The sequence below is a fragment of the Paenibacillus sp. Marseille-Q9583 genome (assembly GCF_976954365.1).
This window is the reverse complement of record NZ_CDRJTB010000005.1, coordinates 60,860-77,624: the sequence shown is the minus strand read 5'-3', so window position 1 is coordinate 77,624 and position 16,765 is coordinate 60,860. Positions and strand designations below refer to the sequence as shown.

Genomic DNA, 16,765 nt, shown 5'->3' with positions numbered 1-16,765 from the left:
AGAAGGGGATGAATATCAATGAGGACAAAAATTTGGATGGCTTCTGGTGCAGTAGTTGTAGTTGCTTTAGGGGCAGTTTTATTTGTGGGGGGAAATGATAAAAAATCACCTGCAGCAACCGATACATCTAACGTTAAACAATTAGTGCAGGAATATAGTTCAAGCAGCATGAAAGACTTCTCTGCTTCCATCACTTCAGAGCAGCTTATTGTGACCGACAGCAACAATCAATCAACCAAATATGACTTACCCAAAGATGAGTTTTTTGTTTCCATCGCACCATATGTTAAGAATACACACCCGTGTGCAACACATAGCTTGACTGGATGCCAAGGGGAATTAACAGAACAAGCGTTTAATGTATATGTCGAGGACACTGCGGGCAACGTGATTGTGGATCAAACTATGAAGTCCCAATCTAACGGATTCATTGATCTTTGGTTACCTCGTGATAAGAAATATAATGTAACGATTGAACAGGATGGTGTAAAAGCGAAATCCGCACTTTCCACTTTTAAGAGTGATAATACATGTGTAACGACCATGCAATTAGCAGAGAGTATCTAAGCATCAAAGACAGCGAAGTCACTACTTCCTCTGAAAAAGGTAAAGATTAATTATAGTTATTTTCCATCTCCTGGAAGTGGTAAAATCTGATGGGTATCAAGAATCGAGCTTTTATAGGGAGTGTTGTTATGCTTAGTTTTAAGAATACAACATTGGAATTATCTAATAGTGGGATTGATACAGTTGTTCTATCAGTAATCCTTGAAGAAGGGTATCGTCGAAAAACTTAAGGCTGATTCTCTATGATAAACTTTAGTTGGTACTTCATTTTTGAGAGGAGATAGAGGAATGGATAAAGATCTGATCATCGGGGATGTTTTGCAGGAGTTAGCTGGTACGCGTCGTATGCTGGAGAAGCTGACGCTGGAGCATATGACATGGAAACCACACGAAAAGTCAATGAGTCTCGGTGGGCTATCCACACATCTCGTCAATCTGCTAAACTGGCAATCAGCCATTCTTCTTCACTCGGAGTTTGATTTGGCATCTGTGCCATATCGACGAGAAGCGCTGGAGAGCCCCGCCGCGGTTCTGCAAGAGTTCGATATGAGCGCTCGCAAGATTGAAGAATTAATTTCTGAAAGCAATGTGGAGACGCTTGGTGCGGAGTGGACACTGCGTAATGGCACAGCGGTTATACGCCGTCAGACACGGGCAATCGCGCTTCGTACCATCGGCTTGAATCACATGATTCATCACCGGGCACAGCTTGGGGTATATTTCCGACTTCTAAATATACCAGTGCCGGGCCTTTACGGACCCTCTGCAGATGAATTAGCGAACGCCTAATAAATGAATTTCTTAATGAGTTAAGGATCGGAAAGTTGAAAAAAACGAATCGGCATGATAACATGAATACAAATTAATGATCGGAGTTGAAAAGTATAGTGTAGTAATTACTCTTGCGACCTATGATGAATAAAACAACAAAAACGGTTTTTTTCGTTTGTTTTATTTTTTGTATGCAAGAAAGTTACTACTTCTTTTCACTCGAACAATATATCCTTATCTAACTCCACTTGGGGCTAGGTTTGCTGTATTTATTTGAGTCACAAGAAAGTAACTTTCTTGTGGCTTTTATTTTTTTAATACAGGAGGATATTTATATGTCATTAATAAATGTTACAAATCTAACCTTTGCCTACGAGGGCAGCTACGATAATATTTTTGAGAATGTTAACTTTCAAATCGATACGGATTGGAAATTAGGATTTACCGGAAGAAACGGTAGAGGAAAGACCACCTTTCTGAGTTTATTACTCGGAAAATATGAATACAGCGGAAATATTTCTGCCCATGTCACTTTTGAATATTTTCCTTTTCAGGTGGATAACAAGGAGCTTAATACCATTGATGTGATCAGCGAGATTTTTCCGGATTATATTCATTGGAAATTAATGCGTGAACTTTCATTATTAAAGGTTTCTGAAGATGTGTTATATCGGCCCTTTGACTCATTGTCTAACGGAGAGCAGACGAAAGTGCTGTTAGCCACTCTCTTCATTAAGGAAAATAGCTTCCTATTGATCGATGAACCTACCAATCATTTAGACATGACGGCAAGAAAGCTGGTCAGTGATTATCTCAATACGAAAAGTGGATATATTCTGGTCTCTCATGATAGATCTTTTCTTGATAATTGTGTAGACCATATTTTGTCTATAAATAAGACGAATATAGAAATTCAAAAAGGCAATTTTTCAAGCTGGTGGGAGAATAAAGTCAGACAAGATAACTTTGAGCTGGCAGAGGACGAGAAACTCAGAAGAGATATTAAACGCCTATCTGCTTCTTCTAAACGGACAGGCAACTGGTCACATGAAGTGGAAAAAACAAAAAACGGAACGAGAAATTCCGGCTCAAAGGTCGATAAAGGCTACATTGGACACAAGGCCGCTAAAATGATGAAACGCTCTAAAGCCATTGAGCAAAGACAAAATTCTGCGATCAACGAAAAGTCTAAGCTTCTTAAAAATATCGAAAATTCTGAGAATCTAGAGATTACACAGCTTGACTATCATAAACGTCAACTTGCTGAGCTAGACAATATTTCGATTTTTTACGGTGAAAAAAAGGTTTGTTCAGACGTAAGCTTCACAATCGAGCAGGGTGAGCGTATTGCTCTGTCGGGTAAAAACGGCTCAGGTAAATCAAGTATCATCAAATTGATGTGTGGTGAGGATATAGATTTCACAGGCACTCTCACAAAGGATAATCAGCTTATCATTTCCTACGTATCCCAAGACACTTCTAATCTTCAGGGGAATTTAACGGATTATGCCAGAGACAACGGAATTGATGAAAGTCTGTTTAAATCTATTCTACGAAAGCTTGATTTTTCTAGAATCCAATTTGATAAAGACATATCCACTTACAGTGGTGGTCAAAAGAAAAAAGTACTGATTGCCAAAAGTCTTAGTGAGAAAGCTCATTTGTACATTTGGGATGAACCGCTTAATTTTATTGATGTCATTTCACGTATGCAAATTGAAGAGCTGTTGCTTGAATACACGCCAACTCTTGTTTTTGTGGAGCATGATCGGGAATTTTGCAACAATGTTGCTACGAAGATCGTTGAACTCCACTAAGAACTCTTTCCAAAGATAGTTAATCTCAAAACCACTAGACCAATATTATTATATTAATAAAGTTAATTATTATATATATTCCAGTTTTCCAATGTACTATAATGATATAGATGCATTGTTAGCATGTTGTTAAAGGAATGAAGATTTCAAGAAACAACCTATAGAATTGAACAACAGGAGGAAATAAGTTGAGCACACAGAATGTGGGAATTCCATTAGAAGGTTTTGCAGAATTTAGCCGGACAGTAGCCGCTGAAGGTGCAGTGCTGGTGAAGAATGATAATCAGGTACTTCCGCTTGGCGAAGGCGATAATGTTGCGATTTTTGGCAGATCCCAAGTGAATTATTATCGTAGTGGTACAGGTTCCGGCGGTAGTGTCCATGTTACTTATACGACCAATTTATTGGATGGTCTTCGCACTAAGAAGAACTTTACAGTTAACGAAGAGCTGGCTGCTGTCTATGAAAAGTGGATTGAACAGAATCCATTTGATAATGGTGGAGGCGCATGGGCTGCAGAACCTTGGCATCAGAAGGAAATGTCTTTGAACGATGTATTGGTATCCGAGGCTAGAATCAAATCCAACAAGGCTGTCATTGTAATCGGACGTACAGCAGGAGAAGATCAGGATAATGCCGACGCTCCGGGTAGTTATCAACTAACGAATGATGAAAAGGCAATGCTGAAGCATGTAACTACATATTTTGAGCAAACAATCGTTGTCCTGAATGTCTCCAACATTATTGATATGAACTGGATGAACGATGAAAGCTATAAATATCCGATTTCAACTGTGATTTATTCATGGCAAGGTGGTATGGAAGGCGGAAATGCGATTGCAGATGTGCTGTCTGGAGAGGTAACTCCAAGTGGTAAACTGACGGATACAATCGCTTATTCCATCAATGATTACCCATCAACACAAAATTACGGCAATGAATTTACGAACTTGTATCAGGAAGATATCTATGTAGGATATCGTTATTTCGAGACATTTTGCCCAGATAAGGTTCAATTTGAATTTGGTTATGGTTTATCTTATACAACTTTTAGTATCGAGCCAGAAGAAGCCAAGTTGATTACCAAAGAAGGCGAGTCTTTCATTGAAATCGGCGTAACCGTTACCAATACAGGAACTTCCTTTGCTGGTAAAGAGGTTGTTCAGGTCTATTATGAAGCTCCACAAGGTAAGCTTGGTAAACCAGCTAAAGCTCTGGTGTCATTCGGTAAGACGAAAGTTCTTGAACCGGGTGAAGCGCAGCGCCTTACCGTAAGTTTCTCAGCTCATTCTATGGCTTCTTATGATGACGCAGGCGTAACAGGACATGCTTCTGCCTATGTTCTCGAAGAAGGTACGTACCGCTTATATGTGGGAACTAGTGTTAAACAAGTGGTGGCAGTCGGTGTTGAGGGTAAAGACGGCTATGTCGTTGAAGCTCTTCAAGTTGTGGAGCAATTGCAAGAAGCTCTCGCGCCTACAGAAAGCTTTACGAGAATGATGCCAGGCGCTCAGAAGGCGGACGGTTCGTACGAGATTGTTTATGTTGAAGTTCCTAAACGTAAGATTTCGTTGGCTGAGCGAATTGAAACTAATCTTCCAGAGACGATCTCACAAACAGGTAATAAAGGATATAAATTAAGAGACGTATATGAACAGAAGGTTAGTATGGAAGCTTTTATTGCCCAGCTCAGCGATGAGGATTTGGCTGCAATTGTACGGGGCGAAGGCATGAGCAGTCCATTAGTTACACCAGGCACAGCCTCTGCATTTGGAGGCGTAAGTGACAGTTTATTTAATCTCGGAATTCCGGTTGCAGCTACAGCTGATGGTCCTTCAGGGATTCGTATGGATAGCGGTGCTAAGGCGACTCAAGTTGCCATCGGAACACTTCTTGCAGCTACATGGAATGCGGATTTGGTAGAAGAGCTTTATGTTCTGGAAGGACAAGAATTGTTAAGAAATAACGTTGATTCCTTGCTTGGACCTGGCCTTAATATCCGACGCAGTCCGCTTAATGGGCGTAACTTTGAGTATTTTTCAGAAGATCCGTTGATCTCTGGGGTGTTTGCTGCTGCATGTACTCGCGGTATTCTGAAAGGCGGCTCTACCGCTACGATGAAGCATTTCGCTTGTAATAATCAGGAGAAGCACCGCAGTAAAGTAAACGCCGTGGTGTCTGAACGTGCGCTTCGCGAGATTTATTTAAAAGGTTTTGAAATCGCGGTGAAGCAGGGCGGTTCGAATTCTATCATGACTTCCTATAATCCAGTTAACGGACATTGGGCGGCTTCTAATTATGATTTGAACACCACGATCCTTCGCGGGGAGTGGGGCTTTAAAGGGATCGTAATGACAGACTGGTGGGCGATCATGAATGATGTCGTTAATGGCGGACCAGCAGATCGTAAATTTACAAATTGGATGGTTCGTGCACAAAACGACCTCTATATGGTTGTACCTAACTATGGTGCAGAAATTAACGGATGGAATGATAACACCATTGAGTCCTTGGAAAATGGTACGTTAACCCGTGGAGAGCTGCAACGTTCTGCTAAAAACATTTGTGAGTTTATCATGAATGCACCTGTATTCTCGAGAAAACAGGAAATTGTAGAAACAGTGGAGTCCTTCAAAGCTAATCCTTCACTTTCTGGAGAACAAGCTCAATCGTTATCTCAGAATCCACAGGTTAAACCTGTCGTAGAAGGATCGACTAGCTTTAAAGTAGAACAGGCTGGTCAATACCGTATCCTGGTGCATATCATGTCAACCGAACCTGAGCTGGCTCAAAGTGCGTGCAATGTATCAGTGAATGATCAATTGATGACAACCATTCAAACAAATGGTACTGAAGGTCAGTGGATCAGACAAAAGCTTGTGAAAGTTGAACTCGAAGCAGGTCTTTATGATATGAAATTGGAGTTCATCAAACCAGGTTTGCAGATCGATTGGATTGAATTCAATAAAATCGACTAGGTGTCATGCGTTAATGTTAGACAGATTGTTAATATTAATCATTCCTAAAAACCGCGATATTTTTCGCGGTTTTTTTGTTGTACTTATTGTTGCGGGCGATCATATATATCATCAACTCCTTTATCGGATACTAAAATATGAGAAAATTGCCCGGTATACCAACTATGGTGTGTCGGGCTTTTTGCAGATTATATACTTTACAAATACTTGTCTGCATGTACTTGTGTTTGTTCGAATAAGTTAGAAAGTAGGACCAGGACAAACCATAGGTGGAGATGCGTAGAAATGGGGATGCGTAAACAAAGCTTTATTCGTGGCACGTTCATTTTAACCGTGTCGTCATTTTTCACAAAAGGGCTCGGATTTTTGAATGGCGTTCTACTGGCACGTTTCTTAGGAGCCGAGGGGGTAGGGCTGCTTATGATTGCTCATCCACTGCTACCCTTGTTTATTACATTGACAGAGCTGGGGCTTCCTGTTGCGATTTCAAAGCTTGTGTCGGAAGCTGAGGTTAAGCAGGATGAAGCGCGAGTAAAGCGAATTCTCAAAGTATCTTTAAGTATTACGGGTACGTTGAGTATTATACTAACTTTAGTGGCTCTATTTGGCTCCAAATGGATCGCGTCGGTTTTTTTAGCCGATCAGCGGGCGTATTATGCTATGGTCGCTATTACGCCGATCATTCCAATTATTGCGATGTCAGCTGTACTGAAAGGTTATTTTCGTGGAAAACAGAACATGAACCCGCTGGCCTTTTCCGATATTATTGAGAACTTGGCGCAAATCATTGTCATTATCGGTGTTGTCAACGTTTTGCTGCCTTATGGGATTGCTTATGCAGCTGCGGGCGCTATGGCGGCTTCCGTGATCGGCGAAGGTTTTGGTTTACTCTATTTGTTTGCTGTCTTCAAATGGGCAAATCGAGGGAAGATCAAACCCGCCCCACCGCCTAATTCAAGTTTTTCACCCAAAGGAGACAGTACGTTGAGAGATCTGCTGCGCATCGGCTTACCGATGACAGGCAGCGGTTTTATTCATTCTATCTACCATGCGTTCCTCCCATTGCTGATTACGAAAAGTCTAGTCCTGTTTGGTGTGGGGGTTGAGATGGCGACTAAGCAATTCGGACTTTTAGCGGGATATGCTCTCCCTATGTTGTTTCTCCCCAGCTTCTTCACACAATCGTTGTCCACTGCATTAATTCCGGCGATCAGCGAAGCAAGTGTGAGCAATAACAGCAAGCTCATGCATAGTCGGATGGATATGGCTATGCGATCCGCGCTTATTGTTGGTCTTCCATGTACAATCATTCTGTACTTATGGGCTGTACCATTAACTACTTTGATCTATCATTCGCCAGAAGCGGGCGAGCTGCTAAGGTTGATTGCCCCCTTATTTTTCCTTTATTATTTTGGAGCACCACTGCAAGCGATTCTGCTTGGTTTGGGGAAAGCATCAACCGTCATGTGGAACCATATTCTTACGAATATCTTTGAAGTGGTTGCGATCTTTGTACTCGGTTCTAATATTGGCATTGAAGGGGTTGCTATAGGGTTCGGACTGGGGCTTTTGCTGCTGACACTGCTGAATTTTATGTCTGTGGCAGGAACGATTGGATTTTATTTTGACTTTCGTATTGTATTCAAGGTGGGCGCGGGAGGAATTATCATGACGATTTGCGGGATGACGGCTCACGGTATTCTGCAACGAATGGACCTGGGGCAGATCATTGAACTGTCCGGAACGCTAATCGTTTCATTGATCACCTATGCTGCAACATTGCAGGTAACCCATGCTTGGGAACGGTCACCGAAACCACCGACGATTACGCCTGTTTCTTGAAAGGAGATATTTCGGTATCATGCTCCAAAAAGTAAATCGAATAATGTTGTAACCCTCTGTGTAACAGTATGGAGGCGGATGAAGTGTTACGGACAAAAGTATTCAACCCCCGGTTCATAACATCAGAGCAACGATTCTCCAAGAACGGATGATCGCTGCACTGATGTTTTTTACGAATTTTGTTTGAACTGATGAATACATACCGGAGCGGGTTATTGGAAAGGGGAGCTAGATCCAAAAAACGACTACATAAGGTGCGATCTAGCTTTTAGGAGACACCTTGAGAAGTGAAGCAGGACTACGCTAGTTATTACCTAGTATTATCTTTGACCGTATTTTTTTCTAAAATGACTCAGTGTGAGTAACGGCCAGATATAGCGATAACTATGATAATTGGAATAGAAATTACCGGGGAGACCAGCGCCAGTTGGATAAGAAGTTTTCCAATCCTCTTCATGAATAGACATGATTAATCTTTCAATCCCTTTTTCCACCGCTGCTGTTGATTTCGGCTGAATGGTGATGAGTGCGTCAAGCGCCCATGCGGTTTGGGAAGGCGTACTTTCGCCTAATGGTACATACTTCAAAAGCCGATCACTATGACAAGATTCCCCCCAACCCCCATCCGAGTTCTGTATGCTTAGGAGCCAATTCGCTCCTTTTTGCAATGTTTCATGTTCCAGTGGCAGGCCAACGGCCTGCAATCCTGTTAAGGCAGCCCAAGTCCCATAGATGTAACAAACGCCCCATCTTCCGTACCATGAGCCATCTTTCTCCTGATGCTGAATCAGCCATTTCACACCTCGCCCGATGAATTCGTTTCGCGTATCAAGGTCGGCAAAGTTCCCGAGATACTCCAAGGTGCGCCCGGTTAGATCTGCCTCCGAGGGATCAATAGCAGCAGATTTAGCCCCATCGATTGCGAGCCAAGTGAGCATTTCTTTATTGGTGTTTTTTTCAAAAGCTGGCCAGCCACCGTCTTTATTCTGCATCGATAGGACCCAGTTCAGTCCACGATTCCATGACTCTAGATTGGATGGCTGAGTTATTGATAAACTTCGAATGGCTCGTAAAGCAGCGGTCGTATCATCCACATCCGGATTAATCGTATTAGATTCTGAGAAACCCCATCCCCCCGGAGTTGTAACCGGATTATGAATACTCCAATCAGCAGTTTTATGCTGCTGTCTGGTCAGCAGATACGAAGTAGCACGTTGAATCGCGAGATGATGATCGGGAATTTGTGCCTCCTGCAAAGTATAGGCGATTAGAGCCGTATCCCATATCGTAGACGGAGAGTTTTGAATTGTTGTTTTACTTTCAGAACGGCATTGCATCGAGGTAAGCCCATCTAAGGCATTCGTAATCAGAGGATGCTGCTGGTCATAGTCCAGAGCCAGAAGGGCATACACCATAAGAATTGTACTAGTTGCGTAACTGTATAGAGTCCCGTCGGATTCAATCCGCTGGAGAATAAACTGTTCTGCTTTAGTTCGGGCAACTTCGTGAATGTAGCGAGGACTTCCAAGAAGTCTGCTTAGGCCAGTTTGAATAACGTCCTGAAGCTCATGATATCCACGGGAAGCGGGTTCAGCATCTTCAATGCGTGTGTCTATGAGATCAGATAGATCAGGAGCATTCGCTGTTGAGATCGAGAAACGTCGATCAGCCATGATAAGCATAGGCGTGAGATGCACTCTTGAGTAGCCAGAGAACTCAAAATAGTTAATAGGAAAATAAGACGGAAACAACAGAACTTCTAGGGGAATCGAAGAGATCGATAAAGGCCATTTGCTCTGACCAGTAGCTGCGAGAATGACTCTGGTTAGGATGCTAGTTACTTTTCCAATTCCTCCTTTGGATTGAATATAATGCTTTGCGCGCAATATCGGCTCATCTGTCACCTTACTGTACCCAGAATAGAGAAGGGCGTAGTAGGCTTCAACCGAGGTGGATAAGTTACCTTCTTCTTCATCCCTATACAATTGCCAGAATCCAGCGGACTGCTGCTCAGCAAGAATACGATCATGTAGCTGCCTGATCAGGGCTTCATTCTGTACGTTCAAAATCCGAAAGAGAATGATGACATAGGCATCAATAACGATTCCATTCTCAAAACAAAAATGCCAAGATCCATCTTCCTGCTGTTGATCAATCAGGAATGCCGTTAAACGCTCGATCTCATTATCTACTGTGCTCAGTATAGAATTCATTCCTTAGGTACCTCCGAGGTCCTTCATTTTTAGTATTATATGATGGATGAGAGGTTGAAATGAAAAAGGACTGTAAAGTTGCTTTTTGCAACCTCACAGCCCTTGATACTATGTTAGCTAATCAATCAGTTAATTTTCAATCACGATACGGTTCAGCTTAAGATTTACCGGGGCAGCAATCGTGTCACCTACAGGGCATTTGCTTTCTAAAAATTGTACGAATGCTTCGACCTTCTCTGCAGGAGATGGGGTCTTTATGTAGAATGTATAGCGAATATCGGAATAGCCGGGACGGACTTCAGAACGGTTGAAAAATCCATCGAGGTCCAGATCACCTTCAACGTCTACTCTGAAATCTTCAAGCTCTACCTCAAATTTGGAAGCATAAACTCGAGCCACAATAGATTGGCAGGCCCCTAAAGAAGCAAGCAAAGCTTCAACAGGATTCATTCCTGTATCCGTACCCCCAAGATTTTGTGGTTCATCGATGACGAGCTCGAATTGTCTTGCTTTAGTAATGACTTTAACCCCATCTTGTAAATGGGCAGTTGCTTTGAAAGTTTGAACATTTGGCATTTGTCTACACTCCTTCTTCTGGACAACCCAATTATGATTAGATGTTTCGAATTTTGTGTAATTCACAGTATTTTTCTAGGAATTGTTTAGATTATAGTTCTATTCTTTGTACCTTGTCAATACTTGATTAGTATGATTTGGATTCTTACATCTTCATGAGTTGGATTTTGTTAAAAATTATGGGGAGGAGATAAAGTGTCAAATGAAATTGAGCGCTACTTGAACAGTCCTATGGTTAAAATTCTAGGGGGAGCAATAGTGTTAAGAGATGATCGAATAAAAACTAAATGGAAGACTGAAATAAAACCATTTCTTCTTGCACCGAATCCTGTAACGGTGGATCTATACAATATTGTTACTAAAAAAACAACGAAGTCATCCGTCGAAAATCTTAAACCTGTGGTGAATGTTTCTTGGAATGATGCTATTTCTTTCTGTAATCTGCTTTCTCAGAAGGCTGGATTGAAAGAAGCTTATATTAGAAGTGACGATGGAGATCATATTATTTGGGATAGGGAAGCTGGTGGCTATCGACTTCCAACAGAAGCAGAATGGCAATATGCATGTAAAGCAGAAACTACTGGCTATCAATATGGCGAATTAGATAAGATCGCTTGGTACAATGAAAATTCAGATGGTGAACTCCATGTTGTAGGGATGAAAGATCCGAATGCATGGGGGCTTTATGATATGTTAGGGAATGTTTGGGAGTGGTGCTGGGATTTATATGATGAACAAGTGTACGGCTCCTATCGGATTTTTCGAGGAGGCAGCTGGGCCGAAGAGGCCAGGGGCTGTGGAGCAACCTGTCGTCGTCGCAGCCATCCCACATTTTGTGTGGATGATCTTGGATTTCGTCTTGCTCGATCTTTATAGAATGAATTCGTCACCTTAATCAATTCACATAAATTAGACTTACTAAAGGAGGTACTTCTAGAATTAGAAAGTTTGTAGCTATCTCCGTTGTAATTATTACTCTGCTCGTTCTAGGAATGTACGCTGCACTTCAGTTTAAATATAATTCACTTGAGAAAAACTTAAGAGAATATTTGATCACTGTAGAAGGACACTCTGATTCTGATATACTGACAATTAAAGCTAAACTGAGCTCAATGCCGAAGTTCCCTGTATTTGTTAGATTTGCTAATGACCCAGACACTGTTTTTATTTTTACAGACAGAGAAGCATCAGATTGGAAGCAATTAGATCCTAAGGAACCGCAAATATTAAAGAAGGTTAACTATTAGTTGATATAAAGCAATTAAGCCTCGGTCTGAACATGACTAGTTTCTCTTCAAGCTGACCGCACTCTGTGCGGTTTTTTCTTTGTCAAACTGCCCTATGAAAATCATAACTTGACAGCCTCAATTCGTTCGTATACATTTGTATACAAGAGACAACGTATACATATGTATACGAAGTAAAGGAGGAATAACTATGCGAGATGGACATTTCGAAAAACGCGGTCATAGAGAACATGGGGAGCACAAAGACCGTGGAGAGCATAGAGATCGTGAGCACATGGGCAGACATGGGATGGATTCTTTGGATGGTCCCCCAAAGAGTGCTCAAACTTTTCGTCGCGGCAGAGCTCTAGCATTTTTGGAAAAGCTTAATGTGAATAGAGCCACTTTACAGCGGCAGCTGCAAACACCGGAGCTGGATTCGATCAAGCAAGTGATTAGCGGTGAATTGAAGGCAACGGAAGCGATCATTGAAGAGTTTATCCATATTTTTCAGATTCATGAAGTAACGCCGGAAGATAAGACTGTTGGCGAAATTAAAAAAGAGGAGAATGATCAAAAAAATGAAAACCATTGATCTTATAAAAACCCGTAGAAGTATTAAGCAATTTAAGGCGGATTCGATTCATGAGGATGATTTATTGAATTGGCTGGAAGCAGCTAGTTATGCTCCAAACCATCGTATGAACGAACCTTGGGAACTCCTATTTATCGGGCCTGATACTAGAGCTAAATTAAAGCATAAGACGAATTTTGGAAGCGCTCCTGTCGTTCTTGCTATCTTATCTAAACCTGGTGCAACAGCGTTTGAACGTGACGAGAATGTTATGGCTGCCGCTTGTTTTGCACAGAACTTCTTATTAGCTGCACATGAAGTGGGGGTTGGAGCATATTGGGCTTCTTTAGGTGCTTTACCTCATAATCGTGAAATTCTAGGTGTCCCGCAAGATTACGATGTGATTGGACTATTTGGTATTGGATATCCGGAGGAAGTTCCAAATGCTAAACCAAGAACACCGATGAAATCAAAAATCACATATTTATCTTAAAAGGTGATGGAATGTGGAAACTTAAGAGTTACTTAAGGCCATATTGGGTGTGGTCTGTGTTAGCACCACTTATGATGATGCTCGAAGTGTTTATGGATTTGCTTCAACCTACACTAATGGCGAGCATTGTGGATCATGGGATTATGACGAAAGATTTATCACATATTTATTCTACGGGATTGACCATGGTTGGAGTAGCATTTGTCGGTCTAATTGGTGGGGTGGGCTGCACCGTTTTTTCGAGCATCGCCTCACAAAATTTCGGGAATGATTTACGGATTAACCTGTTTGAACATATTCAGAAATTCTCAAACAAGAATCTGGACCAATTGAAGACGGGCTCGTTGATTACTCGTTTAACAAATGATGTGGTGCAGCTACAAACCTTTGTTCAGATGATTTTGCGAAATATTCGCTCTCCACTACTATTAATCGGTAGCTTGATAATGGCCATTCGTATTAGTCCTTCGCTGACCCTCATCCTTGTCGTTGCTGTGCCATTGCTGGTTGCAATATTATATGGGTTGATTCGACTTTCTTTCCCTTTGTTTGAGAAAATGCAGGTCAAATTAGACGGCGTCAACACAGTATTACAGGAAAATTTATCGGGTATCCGTGTAGTCAAAGCCTTCGTCCGTGCTAAGCATGAACAGAAACGATTTAATACAGCTAATAAGGATTACACAGAAACTGCGATAAAAGCGGTGCGATTAATGTCGTTAAATATGCCGCTCATGATGCTTGTGCTCAATGTCAGTATCGTAGCTGTTCTTTGGTTTGGTGGGCTTCAGAGCTGGAACGGCTCGCTGCCGGTCGGTCAGCTAATTGCCTTCATTAACTATATCACCCAATTGTTGATGTCTATGCTGATGTTGAGCAATATGCTCACATTCTTCTCGCGTGCAAAGGTCTCCGCAGATCGGGAGAATGAAGTGTTTTCTACGATCAGCGAGATTACAGACGTAACCGAAGCTAAAAAAGATACGATACTAAACGGTCGAATTGTATTTGACAACGTTTCCTTTGCCTATGATCCTGCGGATGAGAACCTCGTGTTAGATGGCATCCATTTCACTGCTGAGCCAGGTGAAACTGTAGCCATCCTTGGAGCTACAGGCGCCGGTAAATCAACCTTGGTGAGCCTCATTCCACGCCTTTACGATGTATCTTCTGGATCAATCACAATTGATGGTTCCGACACTCGGCAAATTTCTTTGGAACATTTACGTCGCAAGATCGGTTACGTTATGCAGCAAGCCATTCTGTTCAGCGGAACAATCCGTGATAATATCCGATATGGCAGACCAGAGGCTACGGATGAAGAAGTGGAACAATCAGCAAAAGCTGCTGAAGCGCACCATTTTATTTTAGAGCTACCACAGGGTTATGATACAGTGCTTGGCCAACGAGGCATCAACTTGTCCGGTGGGCAGAAGCAACGGCTTTCGATTGCAAGGGCATTGTTAATTCAGCCAACAATTCTCATCATGGATGACAGTACGAGCGCGCTCGATGCGGCGACAGAGTCGCGAATTCGGCAAATGTTAAAAAAACGGCTGAGTAGCAGCACTAATATAATGATTGCTCAGCGTGTCACATCAGTGATTGACGCGGACCGCATTTTAATTCTAGAAAACGGCCGAATTGCTGTACAAGGTACACATGATGGTCTAATGAGTAGCAGTGAAATTTATCGAGACATCTGGAAATCACAGATGAAAGGGGAGGAGGTTCCTTATGTCAAAGCATGATAACGGCATGAACACCCCTCCTATCACTAGACCAGGCGGATTCGGACCAGGAATAGGACCGGGATCTGGCCCCGGACGCGGCGGCGCTATGCCAATCGTGCGCGCCAAAAATCAAGCGAGCACGCTTAAACGCATCTGGACTTATTTGAATCGTCAACGGTTCGGGTTAATCATTGTATATGTATTTACTGTGTTGAATGCACTTCTTTCATTGATCGGACCATATCTCATCGGTAAAGCGATTGATACTGCGGTTATTCCACACGATTATCAGGGTCTTATTCGGTTTTGCATATTCCTTATTGGCATTTATGGGCTAGGCAGTGTAGTTGCCTGGGTGCAAGCATACGTCATGACATCTGTTTCGCAGAATACTGTTTTTGAGCTGCGCCGTGATCTGTTCAGCAAGTATCAGCAGCTGCCCATTAAATTTTTTGACACTCGGGCTAACGGAGAATTGATGAGCCGGGCAACTAACGATATAGAGAGCGTATCCAGCACACTCAATCAGAGTGTAACCCAATTGTTAAATAGTTTGATTACACTTAGCGGCTCCCTCGTTATTATGTTGATGCTGAACGTTCCGTTGACCGTAGTCTCATTAATCACGATCCCGCTCGTTTTATTGGCTAGTCGAAAAATCATTGGTTTAAGCCGCACTTATTTTAGAAATCAGCAGCGACATTTAGGTGAACTTGGCGGGTTCATCGAAGAAACCATCAGCGGACAAAAGGTGGTCAAACAATACAGTAGGGAAGAGTCAGAAGTTAAACGATTCCGAAAAATAAGCGGAGAACTGAATAAGGTCAGCATTAAGGCACAAATCGTATCAGGATTAGTGGGACCCGTGATGAACATGATTAATAACCTTGGATTTGCGATCATTGCCGGGGTTGGGGGCTGGATGGCTTTCCATAACATGGCTACGGTTGGTATAATCGTTAGCTTCCTTACCTATTCCAAACAGTTCGGTAGACCCATTTCTGACCTTGCTAACCAGTACAATTTAATTCAATCTGCAATCGCGGGTGCGGAGCGTGTGTTTGAAGTTTTGGAGATGCCGTCCGAATACGGGGATGAAGAAAGTGATGATCTACCAAGATTAACAGGGGAGGTTGTTTTTCAGGACGTTTCTTTTGCTTACAAAGCGGATTCCCCGATTCTGTCGGGCGTTACGTTTGAAGCAAAACCTGGGGAGAAAATTGCACTCGTTGGACCAACAGGAGCAGGTAAAACAACCATCGTTAACCTGCTGATCCGATTCTATGATTTGAATGGCGGTTCCATACGAATTGATGGTCGTGACATCCGAGAGCTGGATAAAAACGCACTTCGTAGTCAACTAGGGATGGTGCTGCAAGATGCGCATGTATTCTCGGGAACGATTCGTGAGAATATTCGGTTTGGCCGTCTCGATGCAACTGATCAAGAGATTGAGCAAGCGGCTCAGCTAGCCAATGCGGATGCTTTTATCAAAAGATTGCCGCATGGTTACGAGACCCTCCTCAATTCAGAAGGAAGTAATTTGAGTCATGGCCAGCGCCAGCTGTTAACGATTGCTCGCGCAATTTTAGCTGATCCTGCCATATTAATTCTTGACGAAGCAACCAGTAGCGTGGACACACGTACGGAAATGCACATTCAACAAGCAATGGAAAATTTGATGAAGGGTCGAACAAGCTTTGTAATCGCCCACAGGCTTAGTACGATCCAGGACGCCAATCGCATACTCGTGATCCAGGGTGGAGGAATTGCTGAGTATGGAAGTCATGAGGAGCTTCTTGCGATGCAGGGCGCCTACTACGAGTTATACAATACCCAGTTCAATCGAGCGATTTAAAGAAACATTTGTATGGCTTATGAAAAAACACTGACTTGGATCAGTGTTTTTTTGTTAGCGAGGTGAGCACAGACCATCGAATTGACCGCCGAAACGCTACATTGTATGCTACTACAA

General features: G+C 42.4%; 12 protein-coding genes. 10 read left to right on the top strand and 2 right to left on the bottom strand.

The annotated features are described in order from the left end of the window. Positions 1-18: 18 nt before the first annotated feature. From ACWNM1_RS04205 to spoVB, 5 genes are all read left to right on the top strand, one after another. A complete protein-coding gene (locus ACWNM1_RS04205; protein WP_449600021.1) occupies positions 19-567 on the top strand; it encodes a CueP family metal-binding protein in 549 nt (182 codons plus the stop codon). Positions 568-855: 288 nt separating this feature from the next. Then, positions 856-1,356, top strand: a complete 501-nt coding sequence (locus ACWNM1_RS04200; RefSeq protein ID WP_449600020.1) for a DinB family protein — start codon at positions 856-858, stop codon at positions 1,354-1,356. Positions 1,357-1,673: 317 nt separating this feature from the next. Then, on the top strand, positions 1,674-3,155 hold the full coding sequence (locus ACWNM1_RS04195; protein ID WP_449600019.1) for an Lsa family ABC-F type ribosomal protection protein: 1,482 nt from the start codon (positions 1,674-1,676) through the stop codon (positions 3,153-3,155). A gap of 188 nt (positions 3,156-3,343) precedes the next feature. Then, positions 3,344-6,133 (top strand): glycoside hydrolase family 3 C-terminal domain-containing protein, encoded by a 2,790-nt coding sequence (locus ACWNM1_RS04190; RefSeq protein ID WP_449600018.1) that lies wholly within the window; start codon positions 3,344-3,346, stop codon positions 6,131-6,133. A 285-nt stretch (positions 6,134-6,418) separates the two neighbouring features. Continuing rightward, on the top strand, positions 6,419-7,975 hold the full coding sequence (gene spoVB / locus ACWNM1_RS04185) for a stage V sporulation protein B (protein ID WP_449600017.1): 1,557 nt from the start codon (positions 6,419-6,421) through the stop codon (positions 7,973-7,975). Positions 7,976-8,295: 320 nt separating this feature from the next. On the opposite strand, the gene shc is transcribed toward spoVB, so the two are convergent. Both shc and ACWNM1_RS04175 read right to left on the bottom strand, forming a co-directional pair. Next, complete coding sequence (gene shc / locus ACWNM1_RS04180; RefSeq protein ID WP_449600016.1) at positions 8,296-10,188, bottom strand: squalene--hopene cyclase; 1,893 nt, start codon at positions 10,186-10,188, stop codon at positions 8,296-8,298. A gap of 129 nt (positions 10,189-10,317) precedes the next feature. Beyond that, positions 10,318-10,764 carry an OsmC family protein gene (locus ACWNM1_RS04175; protein ID WP_042188137.1) on the bottom strand — a complete coding sequence of 149 codons (447 nt, stop codon included), beginning with the start codon at positions 10,762-10,764 and terminating at the stop codon, positions 10,318-10,320. A 231-nt stretch (positions 10,765-10,995) separates the two neighbouring features. Here ACWNM1_RS04175 and ACWNM1_RS04170 point away from each other — a divergent pair, with 231 nt between their 5' ends. From ACWNM1_RS04170 to ACWNM1_RS04150, 5 genes are all read left to right on the top strand, one after another. Next, positions 10,996-11,640 (top strand): formylglycine-generating enzyme family protein, encoded by a 645-nt coding sequence (locus ACWNM1_RS04170; RefSeq protein ID WP_449600079.1) that lies wholly within the window; start codon positions 10,996-10,998, stop codon positions 11,638-11,640. Between the two features lie 561 nt (positions 11,641-12,201). Continuing rightward, positions 12,202-12,585 (top strand): hypothetical protein, encoded by a 384-nt coding sequence (locus tag ACWNM1_RS04165; protein WP_449600015.1) that lies wholly within the window; start codon positions 12,202-12,204, stop codon positions 12,583-12,585. After that, positions 12,572-13,057 carry a nitroreductase family protein gene (locus ACWNM1_RS04160; RefSeq protein ID WP_234535974.1) on the top strand — a complete coding sequence of 162 codons (486 nt, stop codon included), beginning with the start codon at positions 12,572-12,574 and terminating at the stop codon, positions 13,055-13,057. Before ACWNM1_RS04165 ends, ACWNM1_RS04160 begins: the two co-directional genes overlap by 14 nt. Before the next feature lie 11 nt (positions 13,058-13,068). Beyond that, a complete protein-coding gene (locus tag ACWNM1_RS04155; RefSeq protein WP_449600014.1) occupies positions 13,069-14,808 on the top strand; it encodes an ABC transporter ATP-binding protein in 1,740 nt (579 codons plus the stop codon). Next, a complete protein-coding gene (locus tag ACWNM1_RS04150) occupies positions 14,795-16,648 on the top strand; it encodes an ABC transporter ATP-binding protein (protein WP_449600013.1) in 1,854 nt (617 codons plus the stop codon). The genes ACWNM1_RS04155 and ACWNM1_RS04150 overlap by 14 nt, the downstream gene beginning before the upstream one ends. Positions 16,649-16,765: the final 117 nt, after the last annotated feature.

Coding starts and splice junctions, on each gene's coding strand:
- ACWNM1_RS04205 (WP_449600021.1), top strand. CDS start 19: ATGAGGACAAAAATTTGGATGGCTTCTGGTGCAGTAGTTGTAGTTGCT.
- ACWNM1_RS04200 (WP_449600020.1), top strand. CDS start 856: ATGGATAAAGATCTGATCATCGGGGATGTTTTGCAGGAGTTAGCTGGT.
- ACWNM1_RS04195 (WP_449600019.1), top strand. CDS start 1,674: ATGTCATTAATAAATGTTACAAATCTAACCTTTGCCTACGAGGGCAGC.
- spoVB (WP_449600017.1), top strand. CDS start 6,419: ATGGGGATGCGTAAACAAAGCTTTATTCGTGGCACGTTCATTTTAACC.
- shc (WP_449600016.1), bottom strand. CDS start 10,188: ATGAATTCTATACTGAGCACAGTAGATAATGAGATCGAGCGTTTAACG.
- ACWNM1_RS04175 (WP_042188137.1), bottom strand. CDS start 10,764: ATGCCAAATGTTCAAACTTTCAAAGCAACTGCCCATTTACAAGATGGG.
- ACWNM1_RS04170 (WP_449600079.1), top strand. CDS start 10,996: ATGGTTAAAATTCTAGGGGGAGCAATAGTGTTAAGAGATGATCGAATA.
- ACWNM1_RS04165 (WP_449600015.1), top strand. CDS start 12,202: ATGCGAGATGGACATTTCGAAAAACGCGGTCATAGAGAACATGGGGAG.
- ACWNM1_RS04160 (WP_234535974.1), top strand. CDS start 12,572: ATGAAAACCATTGATCTTATAAAAACCCGTAGAAGTATTAAGCAATTT.
- ACWNM1_RS04155 (WP_449600014.1), top strand. CDS start 13,069: ATGTGGAAACTTAAGAGTTACTTAAGGCCATATTGGGTGTGGTCTGTG.
- ACWNM1_RS04150 (WP_449600013.1), top strand. CDS start 14,795: ATGTCAAAGCATGATAACGGCATGAACACCCCTCCTATCACTAGACCA.